Origin of the sequence: Streptomyces sp. V4I23 (assembly GCF_030817975.1) — a bacterium.
Lineage (GTDB): Bacteria > Actinomycetota > Actinomycetes > Streptomycetales > Streptomycetaceae > Streptomyces.
Genome location: NZ_JAUSZW010000004.1, coordinates 5971731 through 5992538, shown reverse-complemented (window position 1 = coordinate 5992538; position 20808 = coordinate 5971731). Strand labels below are relative to the sequence as shown.

Genomic DNA, 20808 nt, shown 5'->3' with positions numbered 1-20808 from the left:
GCCCGCTCACCAACCGCGGTCATATGAACGCATGAGCGGCGCTGCCTGTGGACAACCCGGAACGGCGCGCGGCGGTCCGTACGAGACTGATGGCGTGATCCGAACCGAAGCTGTCGACCGCCTTCCCGTCCGCCATGCCGTGCCCGAGCTGCTGACCGCGCTCGACGAGCGCGGCACGGCCGTCCTGCACGCCCCGCCGGGCACCGGCAAAACGACGCTCGTGCCGCTGGCGCTCGCGGGATTCATAGGGAACGGCCCTCAGCGCCGGGTGCTGGTCGCCGAGCCGCGCAGGATGGCCGTGCGGGCCGCGGCGCGCCGCATGGCGTGGCTGCTGGGGCAGGAGCTCGGCGACGGCGTCGGGTTCTCGGTCCGCGGTGAGCGGAGGACCGGTCCCCGCACGCGGGTCGAGGTGGTCACCACGGGCGTGCTGCTCCAGCGGCTGCAGCGCGACCCGGAACTGCCGGGCGTCGACGTGGTCCTGCTCGACGAGTGCCACGAGCGGCATCTGGACGCGGACACCGCGCTCGCCTTCCTGGTGGACGTGCGGGCGACGCTGCGCCCGGAGCTGCGTCTGATCGCGGCGTCGGCGACGAGCGACGCGGAGGCGTGGTCCGAGCTGCTGACGCGGCTCGACGGCTCGGAGCCCGCGCCTGTGGTCCGCAGCGAAGGTCAGGGACACGGGGCAGAGGTCCGCTTCGCGCCGCCGCCCGCCGGTGTCCGCCCGGCGCACGGCACGTGGGTCGATCCACAGCTGCTTCGGCATGTGGCGGCCACCGTGCGGCAGGCGCTCGACCGTCACGAGGGTGACGTCCTCTGCTTCCTGCCGGGCACGGGCGAGATCGCGCGCACGGCCGGGATGCTCGACGGAGTGGACGCCGAGGTCCTGCAGCTGCACGGACGGGCGCCGACGGCCGTGCAGGAAGCGGTGCTGCGCGGGGGCGTCCGGCGGCGGGTGGTGCTGGCGACTTCGGTCGCCGAGTCCAGCCTGACCGTGCCCGGTGTGCGGATCGTCGTCGACTCGGGCCTGGCCCGGGAGCCGCGGGTCGATCACGCACGGGGGCTGGGCTCGCTGGCGACGGTGCCGGTGTCCGTGGCCGGGGCGACGCAGCGGCTGGGCCGGGCGGGCCGGGAGGCGTTCGGCACGGTGTACCGCTGCTGGTCGGAAGCGGACGACGTCCGGCGACCGCGCCACCCCTCCCCTGAGATCAAGATCGCCGATCTCGCGTCCTTCGCGCTCCGGACAGCCTGTTGGGGCGACCCGGAGGCAGGCGGTCTCGCCCTGCTGGACGCGCCTCCGGCAGGCGCGATGGCCGCGGCGCGGTCGGTTCTGCATGCCATCGGCGCCGTGGACGACAGCGGCCTGGCGACGGAGCGCGGGATGCGCATGGCACGGCTCGGCGTCCATCCCCGGCTGGCGCGCGCTCTGCTCGACGGTGCACCGGAGGTCGGCGCGCGGCGCGCGGCGGAGATCGTGGCGGTACTGAGTGAGGAGCCGCCGCGCGAGTACGGCGACGACCTCGCGGCGGCGTGGCGTACGGCGCGGCGCGGCGGCGACGCCTACGGCGCACGCTGGCGGGCCGAGGCGGACCGCCTGATGTCGTCGCTGTCGGCGGCGGACCGCCCGGAGCCGGGGAGGGCGACCGAAGAGGCCGGCGGCCAGGCGGGCGGGAGGCGGGCAGCGGGGCAGACCTTCGTCGGCCTCGGCACGGCCGGAGGCGAGTCTGCGGCCGGAGGCCCAGCCGGAGCCGGAGCCATGGGGCAGGACGCCGCCGCGGGGCTCGTCGCTGCCCTCGCCTTCCCTGAGCGGGTGGCGAAGGCGCGCGGTGAGCGGTCGTTCCTCATGGTCTCCGGCACTGGGGCCGAGGTCGGCGAGTCCTCGGGCCTGCGGCGGGCTCCGTGGCTGGCCGTCGCGGTCGCCGATCGGCCCGCGCATGCGGCCTCCGCGCGGGTGCGGCTGGCGGCGGTCGTCGACGAGGAGGCGGCGCGTGCGGCCGCTTCTCATCTGCTGTCGGAACAGGAGGAGGTGCACTGGGAGGACGGGGACGTCGTCGCCCGGCGAGTGGAGCGTCTGGGGGCGGTGGAGCTGTCCGTACGGCCGCTGGGGGACGCCGATCCGGGCCTCGTGCGACAGGCGCTGCTGGACGGGCTGAGCCGGGAAGGGCCCGCTCTGCTGCACTGGACCCGTGAGGCGCACGGGCTGCGGGAGCGGCTTGCGTTCCTGCACCGCGTGCTGGGGGCGCCATGGCCGGACGTCTCGGATGCCGCACTGGTGGAACGGGCCGGGGACTGGCTGGAGCCCGAGTTGTCCCGGGCCGCGCGGCGGGGGGACCTCGGCCGCATCCGGGCCGGCGAGGCCCTGCAGCGTCTGCTGCCGTGGGCGACAGGCGACGCGGCGCGACTGGAGGAGCTGGCGCCGGAGCGGATCGAGGTGCCGAGCGGGTCACGCATACGGGTCGAGTACGGCGGCGAGCAGCCGGTGCTGGCCGTGAAGCTCCAGGAGTTGTTCGGTCTGCGGGAGACACCGAAGGTCGCTGGCGTGCCCGTGGTGGTGCACCTGCTGTCCCCCGCAGGGCGGCCTGCCGCGGTCACGGCGGACCTGGCCTCGTTCTGGCGGGACGGGTACCGCTCCGTGCGGGCGGAGCTGCGGGGGCGCTACCCCAAGCATCCGTGGCCCGAGGACCCGGCGACGGCCGAGCCCACTCGGCACACGAAGGCCCGGGCGGCGCGCTCGTCGCCCGGGACGCGGATGTGATTCAGGACCGGATCGGGCGGAGGACGCAGCTCAGGCCGAGCGGGCGGCCAGGGCGGGTCAGGAGGTGCGGGCGGGTGCCGCGTCCGCTGTCGTGGTCGCCAGAGCGGGGCCGTGAGGCCGGCGGCCCCGGGCCTCGAGGATCAGGGCCAGTGTCATCAGGCCGCCGCCCAGCGTGAGAAGACCCCACGGAAGACGGGAGGTCATCAGGAGCACGAGCCGGCGCTGGGAGCTCACAAGCTCGACCGTGTGGTCGATGTAGTCGTCGCGCATCTTCACGTGGCCGGCGAAGGCCGTGACCTTCTCGCGGCCGCCGAGGAGGGTGCCGCCTCGCAGTTCTTCCTTGTGGACCTCCTCGCCGGTCACGGGCGCACCCGTGACCGGCTCCACCCAGAACATGCGCTTGGTGGTGTACCAGCGGGTGGTGCCGGTCTGCTTCTCCAGGGTGGTTGCGTCCACGCCGGGGATGGGCATCTTCTTGGGGTAGGGCACCTTCGTCCACGGGATGGTCTGCTCGAAGTAGTAGACCTCGAGGCCGCGGAAGGTACGGGTCCCCTTGTAGTGGATGGGAGCGGAGGTCCGGGCCTGGGCGTCGAAGTAGGTGTAGTCCCGTTTCTCTGTGAGGAAGGGCCACTTGAACTCGATGCCCTCGCGTCGCACCGCGTCCCCGTCGACGGACTCGCCGGTGGCATGCACGGGTTCCTGGCTGTGGGCGTCGAAGATGTAGCGCTCGGGGATCTGGGAGACCATCTGGCCGTCGGGGCCCTGGACGTAGGAGAGCGAGTCCCAGACCACCACGTCGCGGCCCGCGCTGCGTTCGATCCGCTCGGACTCCTCCACGTCGCCCTTGAGGGTCTGGACGATGGTGACCTTCTCGACCTCCTTGGCCGTGAGGGTGCCGTAGTCGAGGAGGGTCGCCGGCTTCGCCTCGAGCACCATCTCCTGGTACTGCCCGGCGGGGATCTTGGCGAGCCGGGGAAAGGCGTACCAGCGCAGCAGGGGGGCGAGGGCGGCGAAGAAGACGGCGAGGGCGAGGAGTACGAGTCCGGCTCTGCGGCGCATGGCCCTCTCCCTACTTCTTGGGGCCGGGGACGGTGGTCAGCAGCGGCTTGGGCGAGGTCTCACCGGCGGGTGCGCCGATCGCCGTCACGGTGAGGACCAGGGCGAACGCGGCGGCCAGTCCGATGGCAGCGGCGGCGAGGGCGCGCATGCTCGGCCTCCCGGATGGTCTGATCTGATGAAGCGTCAGGGGTGGGGCACCGTAGCAACGCGGCCGTGAGATGAGAACAGCCGGTGACAGGAGAACAGGAGGAAAACACATGCGACCGCCCCTCGGCCCGAGGGGGCGGAGGGGCGGGGCGGGGCGGGGCGGTGACGACCATCGGGATCAGCCGGTGGGCGTCGGGGACGGGGAGGGAGACGACTCGGCCGGGGCGACGACCTGCAGTTCGATGTCGAGGGACCCGCCGCCGGGGCTGGTGAGGCGCAGGCGGTAGGTGCCCTGATTGCCGTCCGCGTAGATCTTCGGGAGCGTCAGGAGGCCGTTGGCATCGGCCTTCAGGCCGGTGAGAGTGCGAAGGGGGTTGTCCTGGGCGTCCTTGAAATAGGGGCCCTTGTCGTTCTCGGCCGGGTCGTCGGCGGACCTGATCATCGTGGCGGTCATCTCGACGCCGGCGGCCGCCGCACCCCTGCAGGTGGCCTTGACCTGGATGGCGTGCGCGAACTCGGCGCCGGGCTCGGCCGTCTGGGCCTCGCTGCCAGTCCTCACGATCGTGTCCGCGATCCGCTCGGTCACGGTGGCGATGAAGTCGCGGGGAGCCAGGTCGCGCCCCTCGACGGTGGCGCGGACGGTGAAGGTGCCGGTCTTCTCTCCCGCGCGCAAGGCCGGGGCGGTGACCGTGCCGTCCGCGGCGGTGAGCAGGACGACGCTGGTCCTGCCGTCCGGGAAGCGGGTGTCGGTGTCACCGATGACGGAGAACCGTACGGCCTCCCGTGCCACGCCCTCGCCACGGGAGTTCTCCACCCGGACCTTGGCGCGCGCGGCGAAGTCCTGACCGGCCGTCGCCGTCATCCGTCCGGTGCCGGCGTCCTCGATGTGTGAGACGGGCGCGGGGGTGGGGGGCGGCGTCGGCGTGGGCGTGCCGCCGGTGCCCCCACCGGGCGGGGTGGGCCCGGGAGTCGGCGTCGTCCCGGGCTCCGAGGGCTTGGATGGGGGAGTCGGCTTGGGAGTCGGCGTCGGGGTGGGCAGCGGGCCGGCGCTGTCGGGTCCGTCGCCGCCGGGCAGCACTCCGGTGCCGTCCGGGACCTCGTGGGTGCCGCGCTTGTAGTACTCGAACCACGACATCACCGTGCGCAGGTACTCCCGCGAGTGGTTGTAGCCGAGGATGGCCCTGTCCAGATCGTCCTGGACCGTCAGGTCCCGGCCGCCGTGGCAAAGGTAGCGGCCGGCGGCGAGCGCGGCGTCGTAGATGTTGTTGGGGTCCTTGCGGCCGTCGCCGTTCGCGTCCTGGCCCCAGGTGGCCCAGGTGGAGGGGATGAACTGCATGGGGCCGACGGCCCGGTCGTGCACGGTGTCGCCGTCGAAGGCGCCGTTGTCGGTGTCCGAGATGTTCGCGAAACCGACGCCGTTCAGCACCGGACCCAGAATCGGGGTCAGCGTCGTACCGTTCGCGTCCACCCGCCCGCCGCGCGCCTGACCGGACTCCACCTTGCCGATGGCCGCCAGCAGCTGCCACGGAAGACGGCACGCGGGATCGGTCTCGGCGAGGGTCTTCTCCGCCTGCTTGTAGGCGGCGAGGACGGTCGCCGGTATGCCCGCCTCACCCGGCCCGGTCACCAGAGCATCGCCCGAAGTACCCGGACTGTCAGGGGCGTTCAGGGGAGGGAGGTCCGTGTAGTACGGGGAGTTGCCGGTCACCGGCGTCCCGGGCGGAGGGGTGGCGTCGGCCGCCTCCTGGCTCCCGCCCGACGTGGCGGGCGCGACGCCCGGCGCCTGGGAGGCGGAAAGTGCGGCCACTGCGGCCGCGGCGACGGCGGTTGTCGTAGCCCCCCTGCGCAGTCGGCGGCCGAATTGCGCTGCCATAGGTATGGTCCCTCCCCGTCGGCGGCTGCTCGCGCTCCCCTGCGCGAAGTCTCTCGCGACCCTAGTGCAACTCCGCGCGCCGTAAAACCGTCACCTGACCGGTATTCACCCGTTCGCCACCTACCTGTATTCCGAATTCCGGATCCGATGTGCGCAAGGCGGTGCAAGGAAATCACGCATAATGGGCGGGATCGATCACCAGCGGTCGTCACAGGGGACTGACACCATGCCATTCACCTTGAGCCACGCCGCGGCAGTGCTGCCGGGCATCCGGACGGACGGGACGGCGCGCGGACCGCTGTTCGCCTCGGCACTCGTCCTGGGGTCGTTCGCACCCGACATGACGTACTTCGCGGCGAGTTTCGTACCGGGCGCGATGACATTGGGGGGCATGACCCACAGGCCCGTGGGTGTGCTCACGGTCGACGTCGCCATCACCGCGGTGCTGCTCGCGGCCTGGCTGATGGTGCGCGATCCGCTGGTCGCGCTCCTGCCGGACAGCTGGCGGGCCAGGGTGCACACGGTGCTGCGGGGGCGCGCCTGGGGCGACCGGCCTCCGCTGGTCGCCACAGTCTGGTTCTACGTCTCGGCGGTGCTCGGTGCGACGACGCATATGGTGTGGGACGCGTTCACCCACTTCGACCGGTGGGGCGTGCGGCAGGTGCCCGTGCTGAGCGAGGTGGTCGCCGGGCTCCCGCTCTACACGTACGCGCAGTACGGGAGTTCGGCCGTGGCGCTTGTCGCGCTGACGTGGTTCCTGGTGTCGGCCCTGCGCCGCGCGGAGCCGGCGCTGCCGCCCGGCCACGCACTGCCGCGACTCGGCGGCCGCGAGCGCCGCATCGCCGGGGCGGTGCTGGGAGTGTGCGTGCTCGCGGGGATCGTGCACCGCTGTGTGCGCTGGTACGCGCACTGGGGCCGCGTCGAGACACCGCTCCACCTGATCCCGACGGTGTGCTTCGGTGCGGGGGCCGGGCTTGCGGTGGGTCTGCTGCTCTACGGGGCGGCGATTCGCGTCCGTACCCGCGGGTGAGGCCGGCCGCCCCGGGGGCCCGAAGGCCCCGGGGCAGCTCTCCCGGAAAGCTCAGTGGGCGGCGGACTCCCAGTCCGGGCCGACGCCCACCGAGACGTCCAGCGGCGCCCGCAGGGACACCGCCGAGGCCATCTCCCGGCGGACCAGTTCCTCGACCTGCTCCCGCTCGCCCGGGGAGACCTCCAGCACGATTTCGTCGTGGACCTGGAGCAGCAGGCGGGAGCTCAGCTTCGCCTCCGTCAGCGCGCGGTCCACGTTCAGCATGGCCACCTTGACGATGTCCGCCGCCGTGCCCTGGATCGGCGCGTTCAGCGCCATCCGCTCGGCAGCCTCCCGGCGCTGCCTGTTGTCGCTGTTCAGGTCGGGCAGATAGCGGCGGCGGCCCAGCATCGTGGCCGTGTAGCCCGTCGCCCGCGCCTCGTCCACGACGCGGCGCAGATAGTCGCGGACGCCGCCGAACCGCTCGAAATAGGTGTCCATCAGGACACGCGCCTCGGCCGGCTCGATGTTCAGCTGCTGGGAGAGACCGAACGCCGAGAGACCGTAGGCGAGCCCGTACGACATGGCCTTGATCTTGCGGCGCATCTCCGCGTCGACGGCGGACCGCTCCACCGCGAAGACCTGGGAGGCGACCGTGGTGTGCAGGTCCTCGCCGGAGGTGAACGCCTCGATGAGGCCCTCGTCCTCCGACAGGTGCGCCATCACGCGCAGCTCGATCTGGCTGTAGTCCGCGGTCATGAGGGACTCGAAGCCCTCGCCGACCACGAAACCGCGGCGGATCGCGCGGCCCTCGTCCGTCCGCACCGGCACGTTCTGCAGGTTCGGATCGGTGGACGAGAGGCGGCCCGTCGCGGCGACGGTCTGGCTGAAGGTGGTGTGGATGCGACCGTCGGACGCGATGGTCTTGATCAGGCCCTCGACCGTGGACCGCAGCCGGGCCTGCTCACGGTGGCGCAGCATGATGACCGGCAGCTCGTGGTCGGTCTGGGCGGCGAGCCAGGCGAGCGCGTCCGCGTCGGTGGTGTAACCGGTCTTGGTCTTCTTGGTCTTGGGCAGGTTCAGCTCGCCGAAGAAGACCTCCTGGAGCTGCTTGGGCGAGCCGAGGTTGAACTCGTGGCCCACCGCGGCGTGCGCCTCCTTCACCGCCTGCTGCACGGCGCCGGCGAACTGCTGCTCCATCGCCTCCAGGTGCGCGCGGTCGGCGGCGATGCCGTGCCGCTCCATCCGCGCGAGCAGCAGGGAGGTGGGCAGCTCCACGTCGTGGAGCAGGTCGGTCGCTCCGACCTCCCTCAACTTCTCGCCGAACGCCTCACCCAGATCGAGGACCGCCCTGGCCTGTGCCATCAGCGCGTCGGCCTCGGCCTGCTCGTCGGCGCCGAAGGCCAGCTGCCCGTCGGCCGCGGCGGGCGCGAGCTCACGGTGCAGGTACTCGACCGACAGGGCGTCCAGCGCGAAGGACCGGCGCCCGGGCTTGACGAGATAGGCCGCGAGCGCGGTGTCCATCGTGACGCCGGCGAGCTCCCATCCGTGCTCCGGGAAGACCCGCAGGGCCTCCTTCGCGTTGTGCATGATCTTGGGGCGGGACGCGTCGGCGAGCCACGCGGTGAACGCCTTCTCGTCGGGCTCGTCCAGCTGCGTCGTGTCGAACCAGGCCGCCTTGCTGTCGGCGGCGGCCAGGGCGATCTCGCTGACGCTGCCGACGCCCAGCGCCCAGCTGTGGACGGTGGCCACGCCGAGCGGCTGATGACCGTGCTGGTCCAGCCAGTACGCCAGCTCGCCCGTGCCCAGCACGCTGCCGTCGAGCTCGACCCCGGCGGCGGGGGCGGGGGCCTCCTCCGCCTCGGCGCCCGGGTCCACGGCGAGCAGGCGGTCGCGCAGGCTCGGATTGCGGATCTCCAGGACCTCCAGGAAACCCTTGAGCGCGGTGCGGTCGTAGGGAGCGCGCTCCAGGTCGGCGACGGACTTCGGCAGCTCCACGTCGCGCACCAGCTCGGTGAGGTGGCGGTTGAGCTTGACCGACTCCAGGTGGTCGCGCAGCGCCTGGCCGACCTTGCCCTTGACTTCGTCGGCGCGCTCGACCAGCTCGGCGAACGAGCCGAACTGATTGATCCACTTCGTGGCCGTCTTCTCGCCGACGCCGGGGATGCCGGGCAGGTTGTCCGACGGGTCACCGCGCAGGGCGGCGAAGTCCGGGTACTGCTGAGGGGTGAGGCCGTACTTCTCCTGGACCTTCGCCGGGGTGAAGCGGGTCAGCTCGGAGACCCCCTTCGTGGGGTACAGCACGGTCACATGGTCGGAGACCAGCTGGAAGGAGTCCCGGTCGCCGGTGACGATCAGCACCTCGAAGCCCTCGGCCTCGGCCTGCGTGGCGAGCGTGGCGATCACGTCGTCCGCCTCGAAGCCCTCCACCGCGAACCGGTGCGCGTTCATCGTGTCGAGCAGCTCGCCGATCAGCTCGACCTGCCCCTTGAACTCGTCCGGGGTCGTCGAGCGGTTCGCCTTGTACTCGGGGAAGTCCGCCGAGCGCCAGGTCTTGCGGGACACGTCGAAGGCCACGGCGAAATGCGTGGGCGCCTCGTCGCGCAGCGTGTTCGCCAGCATCGAGGCGAAGCCGTAGATCGCGTTCGTCGTCTGGCCACCAGCGGTCGTGAAATTCTCCGCGGGCAGCGCGAAGAACGCCCGGTACGCCAGGGAGTGCCCGTCCATGAGGAGCAGGCGCGGTCGGTTGTCTGCCGTCTTCTTCGATGCCGTCTCAGCCACGGACCCGATCCTGCCACGGACCACTGACATTCCCGACCCGCGGCTGTCGGCACCCGGTCCTGCCGGGCCTGGGCCGCTGTCGGTGGTACGTGAAAGGATCGGTCCGTACAGCAGGAACGACGCTCGAAGGAGAGCGCGATGCCCAGCAAGCCGCCCGCAGGTGACCCGGTCCAGGACGCGCCCGAGGTCGCAGCGCCGCAGCACGCGGCTGCGGGCCTGCCCGCCATCGGGCACACGCTGCGCATCGCCCGGCAGCAGATGGGTGTGCGCCGCACCGCGCAGACACTGCTGCAGGTCAACCAGAAGGACGGTTTCGACTGCCCCGGCTGCGCCTGGCCCGAGGGCGACAAGCGCCACGTCGCCGAGTTCTGCGAGAACGGGGCGAAGGCCGTCGCCGAGGAGGCGACGCTGCGCCGGGTGACACCGGACTTCTTCGCGGCGCACTCGCTCGCCGATCTCGCGAGCCGCAGTGGTTACTGGCTGGGCCAGCAGGGCCGTATCACCCAGCCCATGTACCTCCCCGAGGGTGCCGACCGGTACGAGGCGGTGACCTGGGAGCGGGCGTTCGCGATCATCGCCGAGGAGCTGGGCGCGCTGTCGTCCCCGGACGAGGCGCTCTTCTACACCTCGGGGCGCACGAGCAACGAGGCGGCGTTCCTGCTGCAGCTGTTCGCCCGCGAATTCGGGACGAACAACCTGCCCGACTGTTCGAACATGTGCCACGAGTCGTCCGGCTCCGCGCTGACCGAGACGATCGGCATCGGCAAGGGCAGCGTCTCACTGGAGGACCTGCACCAGGCCGATCTGATCATCGTGGCCGGTCAGAATCCCGGTACGAACCATCCCCGGATGCTCTCCGCACTGGAGAAGGCCAAGGGCTCGGGCGCGAGGATCATCTCCGTCAATCCGCTGCCCGAGGCGGGCCTGGAGCGGTTCAAGAACCCGCAGACTCCGCGCGGCATGGTCAAGGGCGTCCCCCTGACCGATCTGTTCCTGCAGATCCGCATCGGCGGCGACCAGGCGCTCTTCCGGCTGCTCAACAAGCTGATCCTGGAGACGGAGGGCGCGGTCGACGAGGAGTTCGTCCGCGAACACACGCATGGCTACGAGGAGTTCACCGCCGCCGCGCGGGCGGCGGACTGGGCGGACACCCTCGCCGCGACCGGCCTGGGGCGCGAGGAGATCGAGCGTGCGCTCGCCATGGTGCTGGAGTCGAAGCGCGTCATCGTGTGCTGGGCGATGGGTCTGACCCAGCACAAGCACTCCGTGGCGACCATCCGCGAGGTGGTCAACTTCCTGCTGCTGCGGGGCAACATCGGCCGTCCGGGCGCGGGCGTGTGCCCGGTGCGCGGCCATTCGAACGTGCAGGGCGACCGCACGATGGGAATCTTCGAGCGTCCCTCGGAGGCGTTCCTGGACGCGCTGGAGAGGGAGTTCGGCTTCGCGCCGCCGCGCCACCACGGGCTGGACGTCGTCCGCTCGATCGAGGCGCTGCGCGACGGCCGGGCCAAGGTGTTCTTCGCCATGGGCGGCAACTTCGTGGGGGCGACCCCGGACACGGAGGTCACCGAGGCGGCGATGCGCCGGGCGCGGCTGACCGTGCACGTCTCGACGAAGCTGAACCGCTCGCACGCCGTCACCGGCCGGCGGGCGCTGATCCTGCCGACGCTGGGCCGCACCGACAAGGACGTCCAGGCGGGCGGCCGTCAGCTGGTCACCGTCGAGGACTCGATGGGCATGGTCCACGCCTCCCGCGGGAATCTGCCGCCCGCGAGCCCGCATCTGCTCTCCGAGCCGGCGATCGTCGCCCGGATGGCGCGCGCGGTGCTGGGGCCGGCGTCGACGACGCCCTGGGAGGAGTTCGAGAAGGACTACGGGACGATCCGCGACCGGATCGCCCGGGTCGTTCCCGGCTTCGAGGACTTCAACGAGAAGATCGCCCGGCCGGGCGGTTTCACCCTCCCGCACGGCCCGCGCGACGACCGCCGCTTCCCGACGGCGACGGGCAAGGCCCACTTCACCGCGGCCCCCGTGGAGTATCCCGAGGTGCCCGAGGGCCGGCTGCTGCTGCAGACCCTGCGCTCGCACGACCAGTACAACACCACGATCTACGGTCTCGACGACCGCTACCGCGGCATCAAGGGCGGCCGCCGCGTGGTGCTCGTCCACCCGGAGGACGCGCGCGAGCTGGGCCTGGCGGACGGTTCGTACGCCGATCTGGTCGGCGAGTGGAAGGACGGCGTGGAGCGCCGGGCCCGCGGCTTCCGGGTGGTCCACTATCCGACGGCGCGCGGCTGCGCCGCCGCCTACTACCCGGAGACGAACGTGCTGGTGCCGCTGGACTCCACGGCGGACACCAGCAACACCCCCGCCAGCAAGTCCGTGATCGTGCGTCTGGAACAATCTCCGTCCGCCTAAGCGTTTGCTCAGGCAGTCAGGGAAAACGCCGTACGACGATCGGAGCCGGCCCATGGGCGAGCAGACCACCGTGAAGTTCCCGCAAGAGGTCATCGACGAGTACGCGGAGCTCGGTATCGACCTGCCCGCGCTCTTCTCCGCCGGGAGCCTCGGCAACCGCATGGGCGTGCAGATCGCCGAGGCGTCGGCCGAGCGGGTCGTCGGCACGATGCCCGTCGAGGGCAACACGCAGCCGTACGGACTGCTGCACGGCGGCGCCTCCGCCGTGCTGGCGGAGACCCTGGGGTCGGTGGGCTCGATGCTGCACGGCGGCTCCTCCAAGATCGCCGTGGGCGTCGACCTCAACTGCACGCACCACCGCGGAGTGCGCTCGGGCCACGTCACGGGCGTGGCGACGCCGGTGCACCGGGGACGCTCGACGGCCACGTACGAGATCGTGATCACGGACGAGCAGGACAGGCGGGTGTGCACGGCGCGGCTGACGTGCCTCCTGCGCGACGCCCAGGGCTGACCACCGGCACCACGCGCGGCCGCCGCCCCGGCCGCCGCCCTCCGTCCCTCCGCCGGGCGGGCGCCGCACACCGCCGGCGCCCGCCTGCGCCGCTTTACGGCCCAAGGTCACGCTTTGCGGATGCATCGGCGTTCCGGACCGTTGTGTCACCGATGGTTACGGCTTAGCGTTTGCCCATGGGCATGAAGCCGCGCAGCCGGGCCATGTACGCCGTCGGCGCCCTCCTGTTCTCACTGGCCGCGGCCGCCTGCTCGACCGCCCCCTCCCCCGGCCACCCGCGGACCCCAACTCCCGCACCACGAACCAGCTCTCCTGCCCAGATATGCACAAGTCTCGTCTCGTACTGGGCCAAAGAGATGCTCAAGGGCGGCAAATGGGCCGGAATCGACTGGGAACAAAAGGGGCTCTCCAATGATCAGTACGCCCTCCACGAGAAAATCGTCGCCGCGGCCCGCGCCGAGGAAAGGCGCCAAGGGCGTCGGAAGGCCCTGGAACTGATCGACCGCCAGGCCGAGCGGGACTGCGCGGAGCAGAACGGAGCGACGGGCAGTTCCGAGAACTGGCGACCGCCGAGGTGAGCCCCGCGCCGGATTACACGAAGAAGCGTCCGGAATTCGGACAATGGCTGATTACTCAGCGCTGCAATGTCCGATCGGTTCACGCCCCCGACACGCCTCCGCAACATGATCAACATCTCCATGATCGTCACTTTGAGTAACGGAGATCGTGTCCGGAATTCGGTTTCACCCTCACGCACCCCCGTGGCCCCGTTCTTCGAGTAACCCGAGCAAACTCCGAACGGGCGTCAGCACCATGGACCACCTAAGCACCTTAGCGGAACTGCAGATTCTCACCATGTGGGCATTCCGTGCCGTATCCAAACGCCCGATCTGTCCATACTCCCCCCACAGATCTTTGGCCTCGGCATAACAAGAGCGTCACATCCTGAGTTCCCGTCTCCCGGGCTCCCTCACCTCCGCCTAGAGTCACCGCCAGTCACCGCGCCGAAGGGCGCGCCTTCAGAAGGCCGTGGATCCCCCAGTACGGCCCGGCGACAAAACGGCACCTCAGCAGAGGGGGCCGCGCCAGGGAAAGGATTAATCGTGCGACACCGTTCCTTGCTCATCCTCACCACCGTGGTCACCACGGGAGCGCTCACCCTCTCCGCCTGCGGCTCGCGCGACGACAACAAGGGCGGTGGCGAGAGCAGCGGCAAGACCACCGTCGTCATCGGTGTCGACGCGCCGCTCACCGGCTCCCTGTCGGCGCTCGGTCAGGGCATCAAGAACTCCGTGGACCTCGCGGCCAAGACCGCCAACAAGAACAACGAGGTCCCGGGCGTCGAGTTCAAGATCGAGGCTCTCGACGACCAGGCAGTCCCCGCCTCCGGTCAGGCCAACGCCACCAAACTGGTCGGCAACAAGGACGTCCTCGGCGTCGTCGGCCCGCTGAACTCCGGCGTGTCCCAGTCGATGCAGGGTGTGTTCAACTCCGCCAACCTCACCCAGGTCTCGCCGGCCAACACCAACCCGGCGCTGAGCCAGGGCGACAACTGGGCCAAGGGCGAGAAGAAGCGGCCGTTCGCCACCTACTTCCGTACCGCCACCACGGACGTCATCCAGGGCAAGTTCGCCGCCCAGTACCTGTACAACGACGCCAAGAAGCGCAAGGTCTTCGTCGTCGACGACAAGCAGACCTACGGCGCCGGCCTCGCCGCGATCTTCTCCGCGGAGTTCGAGCGCCTCGGCGGCAAGGTCGTCGGCACCGACCACGTCACCGTGAAGGAGACCGACTTCTCCTCCACCGCCGACAAGGTCAAGGGCAAGGGCGCCGACTCCGTCTACTTCGGCGGCCAGTACCCCGAGGGCGGCCTGCTCGCCGACCAGGTCAAGAAGGCCGGGGCCAACGTCCCGACCATGGGTGGCGACGGCATCTACGACCCGGCGTTCATCGCGGCCTCCGGCACGGCGAACGACGGCGACCTCGCGACCTCCGTCGGCTACCCGGTCGAGAAGCTCCCGACGGCCAAGAAGTTCATCGAGGACTACAACGCCGGCGGCTACAAGGACCCGTACGCGGCCTACGGCGGCTACTCCTACGACGCCGCGTGGAGCATCATCCAGGCGGTCAAGGCCGTCGTCGCGGCCAACGACGGCAAGGTGCCGGCCGACGCCCGCAAGAAGGTCACCGAGGCCATGTCCAAGGTCTCGTTCGACGGTGTGACCGGCAAGGTCTCGTTCGACGAGTTCGGCGACACCACCAACAAGCAGCTCACCGTCTACGCGGTCAAGGACGGCAAGTGGACCGACGTCAAGTCCGCGACCTTCGAGGACTGACCAAGTACTGACCCACGACGGACCGGCCGCGAGCCGCTCCGCCGGCCCCCCACCGAATTGAACACAGCCGCGCGAGGGCGCAAACAGCGCCCTCGCGCGGACTCATATCCGACACGCTCATCGGAGGCCCTGCGGTGAACGAACTGCCGCAACAGCTGGCCAACGGCCTTGCCCTCGGCGCCCTTTATGGTCTGATCGCCATCGGGTACACCATGGTCTACGGCATCGTCCAGCTCATCAACTTCGCCCACGGCGAGATCTTCATGATCGGGGGCTTCGGCGCCCTCACCACCTACATCTGGCTCCCCAGCGGAACGAGCCTGCTGGTGGCGATACCGCTCATGATCATCGGCGGCGCCATAGCCTCCGTCGCCGTCGCCACGGCCGCGGAGCGCTTCGCCTACCGGCCGCTCCGCAACGCACCCAGGCTCGCCCCCCTCATCACCGCGATCGGCCTGTCGATCGCGCTCCAGCAGCTGGTCTGGGGCTTCTACCCGGACGCCAAGGAAGCCCGCAGCTTCCCGGAGTTCACCGGGGAATCCTTCAAGATCTTCGACAACCTCGCCATCCAGCGCGCCGACGCCTTCGTGCTGATCCTCGCGCCGCTGTGCATGCTCGGCCTCGGCCTCTTCGTCTCCAAGAGCCGCAGCGGACGCGCCATGCAGGCCACCGCCCAGGACCCCGACACGGCGAAGCTGATGGGCATCAACACCGACCGCATCATCGTGATGGCGTTCGCCATCGGCGCCGCGTTCGCCGCGGTGGCGGCGGTCGCGTACGGCCTCGACCGGGGCCAGATCAACTTCGAGATGGGCTTCATCCTCGGCCTCAAGGCGTTCACCGCCGCCGTCCTCGGCGGCATCGGCAACATCTACGGCGCCATGGTGGGCGGCGTGGTGCTCGGCCTCGCCGAGGCGCTGTCGATCGCCTACATCGAGGAAATCCCCGGCATGCAGCAGCTCGGCGGTGGCGCCTGGTCCAACGTCTGGGCTTTCGTACTCCTCATCGTCGTGCTGCTCGTCAGGCCCCAGGGTCTGCTCGGTGAGCGCGTCGCGGATCGGGCGTGAGAACGATGACCACGAACACCACTGAGACGACCCCAGTCATCGCGATCCCCACGCCCGTCGCACGCGCGGTCACCGTGGCCGGCGCCGCCGCGACCATCGCCTCCACCTTCCTGGCGTGGACCTGGACGGCGGCCTTCCCTGGCGACCTCACCGTCACCGGCTATCCCGGAGGACTCCAGGTCCTGACCCTGGTCGGCGGAATCCTCACCCTCCTGTTCACCGTCGCCGGCTACGGAATACGCGGCCTCCGTTGGCTCACCCCGTCGGGCAGCAACAACACGGTCGCGCTCCTCGCCCTCGGCACACTCACCACGACGTGGTACACGATCACCGCGATCACCGTGCAGCTCGGCGGCCTCGTCAATGTGGAACCCGGCGGCTTCGTCGCGGCCGTGGCTACGCTCATCACCCTCGTCGGGGCCCTGGGGCTTCCGCTCGACCGTCGCACCAAGGAGTCGATGCGCCCCCTGCGCCGACGGGCCATCATCATCATGGTCGTCTTGGGCGTCGGCGTCCTGGCCGTGCTCTACCAGATCTACCGCTGGATCCGGCTGGGCAAGGCGGACCGCCCACTGCCCAAGGCCAAGGAGCTGCCCTCCTGGGCCGAGATCCTGGTCATCGTCGCCGCGTTCGCGGTCGGGCTGTACGTCATCACCTACGGCATCGACACCGAGTACGCCGAGCTCTTCACCGGCTACCTGATCACCGTCGGGTTCGCCGTCGCCGCGCTCTTCAAGGCCGGTCTCGTCGCCCGGCTCTCGGCCGTCACGGCCAAGTACCGCCAGGTCACGGTGATCTCCGCCTTCGTCGCCGCCGCGGCCTTCCCCTTCACCCAGAGCACCGACCAGTACACGCTCGTCGCGGTCAACATCCTCATCTTCGCGACCGTGGCTCTCGGTCTGAACGTCGTCGTCGGCCTCGCCGGCCTGCTCGACCTCGGATACGTCGCCTTCCTCGGCGTCGGCGCCTACACCGCCGCCCTCGTCTCCGGATCGACGGCCTCCGCCTTCGACGTGCACTTCCCCTTCTGGGCGGCCGTCCTCACCGGCGCCGTTGTGTCGCTGATCTTCGGCGTCGTCATCGGTGCCCCCACCCTGCGGCTGCGCGGCGACTACCTCGCCATCGTGACGCTCGGCTTCGGTGAGATCTTCCGCATCGTCATGCTCAACCTCGACGGCACCTCCGGCCCGCAGGTCACCAACGGCCCCAACGGCATCCCGAACATCCCGGACCTGGAGTTCTTCGGGTTCAACTTCGGGCAGGCCCACACGGTGCTCGGATTCGAACTCGGCGCCTACGCCAACTACTACCTGCTGATGCTGCTCGCGACGGTCCTCGTGGTCCTCGTCTTCCGCCGCGCCGGCAGCTCCCGCATCGGCCGTGCCTGGGTCGCCATCCGCGAGGACGAGACGGCCGCCACCGCCATGGGCATCAACGGCTTCCGCGTCAAGCTCATCGCGTTCGCCCTGGGTGCCACGCTCGCCGGCCTCGCCGGCACCGTGCAGGCACACGTCCAGCACACCGTGGTCCCCGAGATGTACCAGTTCGCCGGCCCCGTGCCGCCCAACTCGGCCTTCCTGCTGGCCGCCGTCATCCTCGGCGGCATGGGCACCATCAGCGGACCGCTCCTCGGCGCCACGCTGCTCTACATGATCCCGGCCAAGCTGCAGTTCCTCCAGGACTACCAGCTCCTCGGCTTCGGCATCGCCCTCATCCTGCTGATGCGCTTCCGCCCGGAGGGTCTTATCGCCAACCGGCGCGCCCAGCTCGAGTACCACGAGACCGATCAACTCGACGTCCCGGACAAGGGACTCCCCGACTCCGGCGTCGGCGTCGCCAAGGCGGGGGCGTGAAGGACATGACCACCACCAACACCACCACGCAGACGGTCCTCGAGGCCAGCGGTGTCACCATGCGCTTCGGCGGCCTCACCGCCGTCAAGTCCGTGGACCTGACCGTCCGTTCGGGCGAGATCGTCGGCCTCATCGGCCCCAACGGCGCCGGCAAGACGACGTTCTTCAACTGCCTCACCGGCCTGTACATCCCGACCGAGGGCACCGTCTCCTACAAGGGCACCGTCCTGCCGCCCAAGCCGCACCTGGTCACCAAGGCGGGCATCGCCCGTACCTTCCAGAACATCCGGCTGTTCGCCAACATGACCGTCCTGGAGAACGTCCTGGTCGGCCGGCACACCCGGACCAAGGAAGGTCTCTGGTCCGCCCTCCTGCGCGGACCGGGCTTCAAGAAGGCGGAGGCCGCGTCCCACGCACGGGCCATGGAGCTCCTGGAGTTCATCGGCCTGGAGCACAAGGCCGACCACCTCGCCCGCAACCTGCCCTACGGCGAGCAGCGCAAGCTGGAGATCGCCCGCGCGCTCGCGAGCGACCCCGGTCTGCTGCTCCTCGACGAGCCCACCGCGGGCATGAACCCCCAGGAGACCCGGGCCGCCGAGGAACTCATCTTCGCCATCCGGGACATGGGCATCGCCGTGCTCGTCATCGAGCACGACATGCGCTTCATCTTCAACCTCTGCGACCGCGTCGCCTGTCTCGTCCAGGGCGAGAAGCTCATCGAGGGGACACCGGCCGTCGTCCAGGGCGACGAGCGCGTCGTGGCGGCGTACCTCGGTACGCCGTTCGAGGGCGAGCCCGGTGAGGCGGAAGCGGCCGAGGTCGCCGCCGCCGAGGCGGAGGCCAAGCCGGCGGCTGACGCCGCCGGGGCCGATGCGCAGGATGCCGCGGACCGGTCCGCACCGGAGGAACCCACGTCGGACGAACCCGACACGGACGACACCGCGTCGGACGACTCCGCCGACGACACATCCGCCGACGGCGACGACTCCCCCACCGCTCCCGCGGACGACGAAACACGTACCACCGGCAAGGAAGGAGAGGCGAAGTGACCGCACTCCTCGAAGTCGAGGACCTGAGGGTCGCCTACGGCAAGATCGAGGCCGTCAAGGGCATCTCCTTCTCCGTCGAGGCCGGACAGGTCGTCACCCTCATCGGCACCAACGGCGCCGGCAAGACCACGACCCTGCGCACGCTGTCCGGACTGCTCAAGCCGTCCGGAGGGAAGATCCTGTTCGACGGGAAGCCGCTCAGCGGCATCCCCGCGCACAAGATCGTGTCGCTGGGCCTGGCCCACTCCCCCGAGGGACGGCACATCTTCCCCCGCCTCACCATCGCCGAGAACCTCCACCTCGGAGCGTTCCTGCGGAGCGACAAGGACGGGATCGAGAAGGACATCCAGCGTGCCTACGATCTCTTCCCGATCCTCGGCGAGCGCCGCAAGCAGGCGGCGGGAACGCTGTCCGGCGGTGAGCAGCAGATGCTCGCCATGGGACGCGCGCTGATGTCGCAGCCCAAGCTGCTCATGCTCGACGAGCCCTCCATGGGCCTCTCCCCGATCATGATGCAGAAGATCATGTCGACCATCTCGGAGCTGAAGGCCCAGGGCACGACGATCCTCCTCGTCGAGCAGAACGCCCAGGCCGCGCTGTCGCTGGCCGATCAGGCCTACGTGATGGAGGTCGGCAAGGTCGTGCTCTCCGGCACCGGCCAGGACCTGCTCCACGACGAGTCGGTCCGCAAGGCCTACCTCGGCGAGGACTGACTCCCGGCAGACGGAAGGGCCCGCACCCCCGAGGGGGTGCGGGCCCTTCCCGCGTCCCGCGGCTACTGCCCCTTGGCCGCCTTCTTCTCCTCCGCGTCCTCGATGACCGCCTCCGCGACCTGCTGCATCGACAGGCGCCGGTCCATCGACGTCTTCTGGATCCACCGGAACGCGGCCGGCTCCGTCAGCCCGTACTGCGTCTGCAGGATGCTCTTGGCACGGTCGACGAGCTTGCGCGTCTCCAGGCGCTGGGAGAGGTCGGCGACCTCCTTCTCCAGGGCCTTCAGCTCCGTGAAGCGGGAGACCGCCATCTCGATCGCCGGCACGACGTCGCTCTTGCTGAACGGCTTGACGAGGTACGCCATGGCACCGGCGTCGCGCGCCCGCTCGACGAGGTCGCGCTGCGAGAAGGCGGTGAGCATGAGGACCGGGGCGATGGACTCCTCGGCGATCTTCTCGGCCGCCGAGAATCCCGTCGAGGACCGGCATCTTCACATCGAGGATCACGAGGTCCGGGCGGTGCTCACGGGCCAGCTCGACGGCTCGCTGGCCGTCACCGGCCTCGCCGACGACCGCGTACCCCTCTTCCTCGAGCATCTCTTTGAGGTCGAGCCGGATGAGGGCCTCGTCCTCGGCGATGACGACGCGGGTCGTCAGCGGCGGTACGTGCGACTTGTCGTCGTCATCGGCGATCGGCTGGGGCGACTCGGGGGCGGTCACGGGGCTCCTTGGGGCGGGTCAGGTGCTGCTCCTCCTGAGCCTACCTAGCTGCGGTAGGGTGTTGCTCAGCCGGATCGAAGTATCCGCGCCTTTCTAAGGCCCCAGTACTCCAATTGGTTAGAGAGGCCGCTCTCAAACAGCGGACAGTGTGGGTTCGAATCCCACCTGGGGCACTTTCCCTTAGATCCGAAGGTCGAGCGGAACTCGCGAAAACTCACGAGAACGTGTGATCAGGGCGAGGACTCTCCCCAGGTCACCATGCCATGACGCGAGACTCGCCTACATGTACGACGTGGAAACACGCAGACGAGTCCTCGCACTCGTCACTCAAGGCCGCAGCCTGAATTCCGTGAGCAGGGAGACCGGGGTATCCCGCGCGGCCATCCGCTCGTGGCAAGTACGCCTCTCCCCTGTCCACAAGACCACGCCGTGTCCGCGCTGCCGCGATGTTCCCGGCCTGCCGGACGACCCCCCTCGTTACGCGTACCTTCTCATGGACGCGCACGTCGGGCCGAAGTAC

14 protein-coding genes, 1 tRNA gene and 2 pseudogenes are annotated in these 20808 nt (G+C 70.2%); 12 read left to right on the top strand and 5 right to left on the bottom strand.

Features of this window, described 5'->3' with window-relative positions; genetic code table 11:
* Positions 1–94 precede the first annotated feature (94 nt).
* Positions 95–2752 carry an ATP-dependent RNA helicase gene (locus QFZ82_RS29495; protein ID WP_307716032.1) on the top strand — a complete coding sequence of 886 codons (2658 nt, stop codon included), beginning with the start codon at positions 95–97 and terminating at the stop codon, positions 2750–2752.
* 57 nt (positions 2753–2809) lie between these two features.
* On the opposite strand, the gene QFZ82_RS29490 is transcribed toward QFZ82_RS29495, so the two are convergent.
* From QFZ82_RS29490 to QFZ82_RS29480, 3 genes are all read right to left on the bottom strand, one after another.
* Positions 2810–3811, bottom strand: a complete 1002-nt coding sequence (locus tag QFZ82_RS29490; RefSeq protein ID WP_307716031.1) for a DUF3068 domain-containing protein — start codon at positions 3809–3811, stop codon at positions 2810–2812.
* Positions 3812–3821: 10 nt separating this feature from the next.
* Complete coding sequence (locus tag QFZ82_RS29485; RefSeq protein WP_177148804.1) at positions 3822–3959, bottom strand: SPW_0924 family protein; 138 nt, start codon at positions 3957–3959, stop codon at positions 3822–3824.
* 177 nt (positions 3960–4136) lie between these two features.
* Positions 4137–5831: a lytic transglycosylase domain-containing protein gene (locus QFZ82_RS29480; protein WP_307716030.1), complete on the bottom strand. Its 1695-nt coding sequence runs from the start codon at positions 5829–5831 to the stop codon at positions 4137–4139.
* 226 nt (positions 5832–6057) lie between these two features.
* Here QFZ82_RS29480 and QFZ82_RS29475 point away from each other — a divergent pair, with 226 nt between their 5' ends.
* Positions 6058–6861: a DUF4184 family protein gene (locus QFZ82_RS29475; protein WP_307716029.1), complete on the top strand. Its 804-nt coding sequence runs from the start codon at positions 6058–6060 to the stop codon at positions 6859–6861.
* Positions 6862–6912: 51 nt separating this feature from the next.
* On the opposite strand, the gene polA is transcribed toward QFZ82_RS29475, so the two are convergent.
* Complete coding sequence (polA, locus tag QFZ82_RS29470) at positions 6913–9621, bottom strand: DNA polymerase I (protein WP_307716028.1); 2709 nt, start codon at positions 9619–9621, stop codon at positions 6913–6915.
* 138 nt (positions 9622–9759) lie between these two features.
* Here polA and QFZ82_RS29465 point away from each other — a divergent pair, with 138 nt between their 5' ends.
* From QFZ82_RS29465 to QFZ82_RS29430, 8 genes are all read left to right on the top strand, one after another.
* Positions 9760–12039 (top strand): FdhF/YdeP family oxidoreductase, encoded by a 2280-nt coding sequence (locus QFZ82_RS29465; protein WP_307716027.1) that lies wholly within the window; start codon positions 9760–9762, stop codon positions 12037–12039.
* Positions 12040–12091: 52 nt separating this feature from the next.
* On the top strand, positions 12092–12550 hold the full coding sequence (locus QFZ82_RS29460) for a PaaI family thioesterase (protein ID WP_307716026.1): 459 nt from the start codon (positions 12092–12094) through the stop codon (positions 12548–12550).
* Positions 12551–12726: 176 nt separating this feature from the next.
* Positions 12727–13128: a hypothetical protein gene (locus QFZ82_RS29455; RefSeq protein WP_307716025.1), complete on the top strand. Its 402-nt coding sequence runs from the start codon at positions 12727–12729 to the stop codon at positions 13126–13128.
* Between the two features lie 525 nt (positions 13129–13653).
* Positions 13654–14886 carry a branched-chain amino acid ABC transporter substrate-binding protein gene (locus tag QFZ82_RS29450; RefSeq protein WP_307716024.1) on the top strand — a complete coding sequence of 411 codons (1233 nt, stop codon included), beginning with the start codon at positions 13654–13656 and terminating at the stop codon, positions 14884–14886.
* 134 nt (positions 14887–15020) lie between these two features.
* The gene (locus QFZ82_RS29445) at positions 15021–15953 is read left to right on the top strand and encodes a branched-chain amino acid ABC transporter permease (protein WP_177148796.1); all 933 of its coding nucleotides are present in this window, start codon (positions 15021–15023) and stop codon (positions 15951–15953) included.
* 5 nt (positions 15954–15958) lie between these two features.
* On the top strand, positions 15959–17806 hold the full coding sequence (locus QFZ82_RS29440) for a branched-chain amino acid ABC transporter permease (protein WP_307717882.1): 1848 nt from the start codon (positions 15959–15961) through the stop codon (positions 17804–17806).
* Positions 17807–17811: 5 nt separating this feature from the next.
* Positions 17812–18855: an ABC transporter ATP-binding protein gene (locus QFZ82_RS29435; RefSeq protein WP_307716023.1), complete on the top strand. Its 1044-nt coding sequence runs from the start codon at positions 17812–17814 to the stop codon at positions 18853–18855.
* Positions 18852–19568, top strand: a complete 717-nt coding sequence (locus QFZ82_RS29430; RefSeq protein ID WP_307716022.1) for an ABC transporter ATP-binding protein — start codon at positions 18852–18854, stop codon at positions 19566–19568. The genes QFZ82_RS29435 and QFZ82_RS29430 overlap by 4 nt, the downstream gene beginning before the upstream one ends.
* Before the next feature lie 62 nt (positions 19569–19630).
* Here the strand turns inward: QFZ82_RS29430 and QFZ82_RS29425 are convergent.
* Positions 19631–20288 (bottom strand): annotated as a pseudogene (locus tag QFZ82_RS29425) (ANTAR domain-containing response regulator).
* Positions 20289–20386: 98 nt separating this feature from the next.
* Between QFZ82_RS29425 and QFZ82_RS29420 the strand changes: the two are divergent.
* Together QFZ82_RS29420 and QFZ82_RS39840 are read left to right on the top strand one after the other, a co-directional pair.
* Positions 20387–20461, top strand: a tRNA-Leu gene (locus QFZ82_RS29420).
* Between the two features lie 110 nt (positions 20462–20571).
* Positions 20572–20781: pseudogene (locus QFZ82_RS39840) on the top strand (helix-turn-helix domain-containing protein); the annotation flags it as partial.
* Between the last annotated feature and the right edge of the window lie 27 nt (positions 20782–20808).

Coding starts and splice junctions, on each gene's coding strand:
- QFZ82_RS29490 (WP_307716031.1), bottom strand. CDS start 3,811: ATGCGCCGCAGAGCCGGACTCGTACTCCTCGCCCTCGCCGTCTTCTTC.
- QFZ82_RS29485 (WP_177148804.1), bottom strand. CDS start 3,959: ATGCGCGCCCTCGCCGCCGCTGCCATCGGACTGGCCGCCGCGTTCGCC.
- QFZ82_RS29480 (WP_307716030.1), bottom strand. CDS start 5,831: ATGGCAGCGCAATTCGGCCGCCGACTGCGCAGGGGGGCTACGACAACC.
- QFZ82_RS29475 (WP_307716029.1), top strand. CDS start 6,058: ATGCCATTCACCTTGAGCCACGCCGCGGCAGTGCTGCCGGGCATCCGG.
- QFZ82_RS29465 (WP_307716027.1), top strand. CDS start 9,760: ATGCCCAGCAAGCCGCCCGCAGGTGACCCGGTCCAGGACGCGCCCGAG.
- QFZ82_RS29460 (WP_307716026.1), top strand. CDS start 12,092: ATGGGCGAGCAGACCACCGTGAAGTTCCCGCAAGAGGTCATCGACGAG.
- QFZ82_RS29455 (WP_307716025.1), top strand. CDS start 12,727: ATGGGCATGAAGCCGCGCAGCCGGGCCATGTACGCCGTCGGCGCCCTC.
- QFZ82_RS29440 (WP_307717882.1), top strand. CDS start 15,959: ATGACCACGAACACCACTGAGACGACCCCAGTCATCGCGATCCCCACG.
- QFZ82_RS29435 (WP_307716023.1), top strand. CDS start 17,812: ATGACCACCACCAACACCACCACGCAGACGGTCCTCGAGGCCAGCGGT.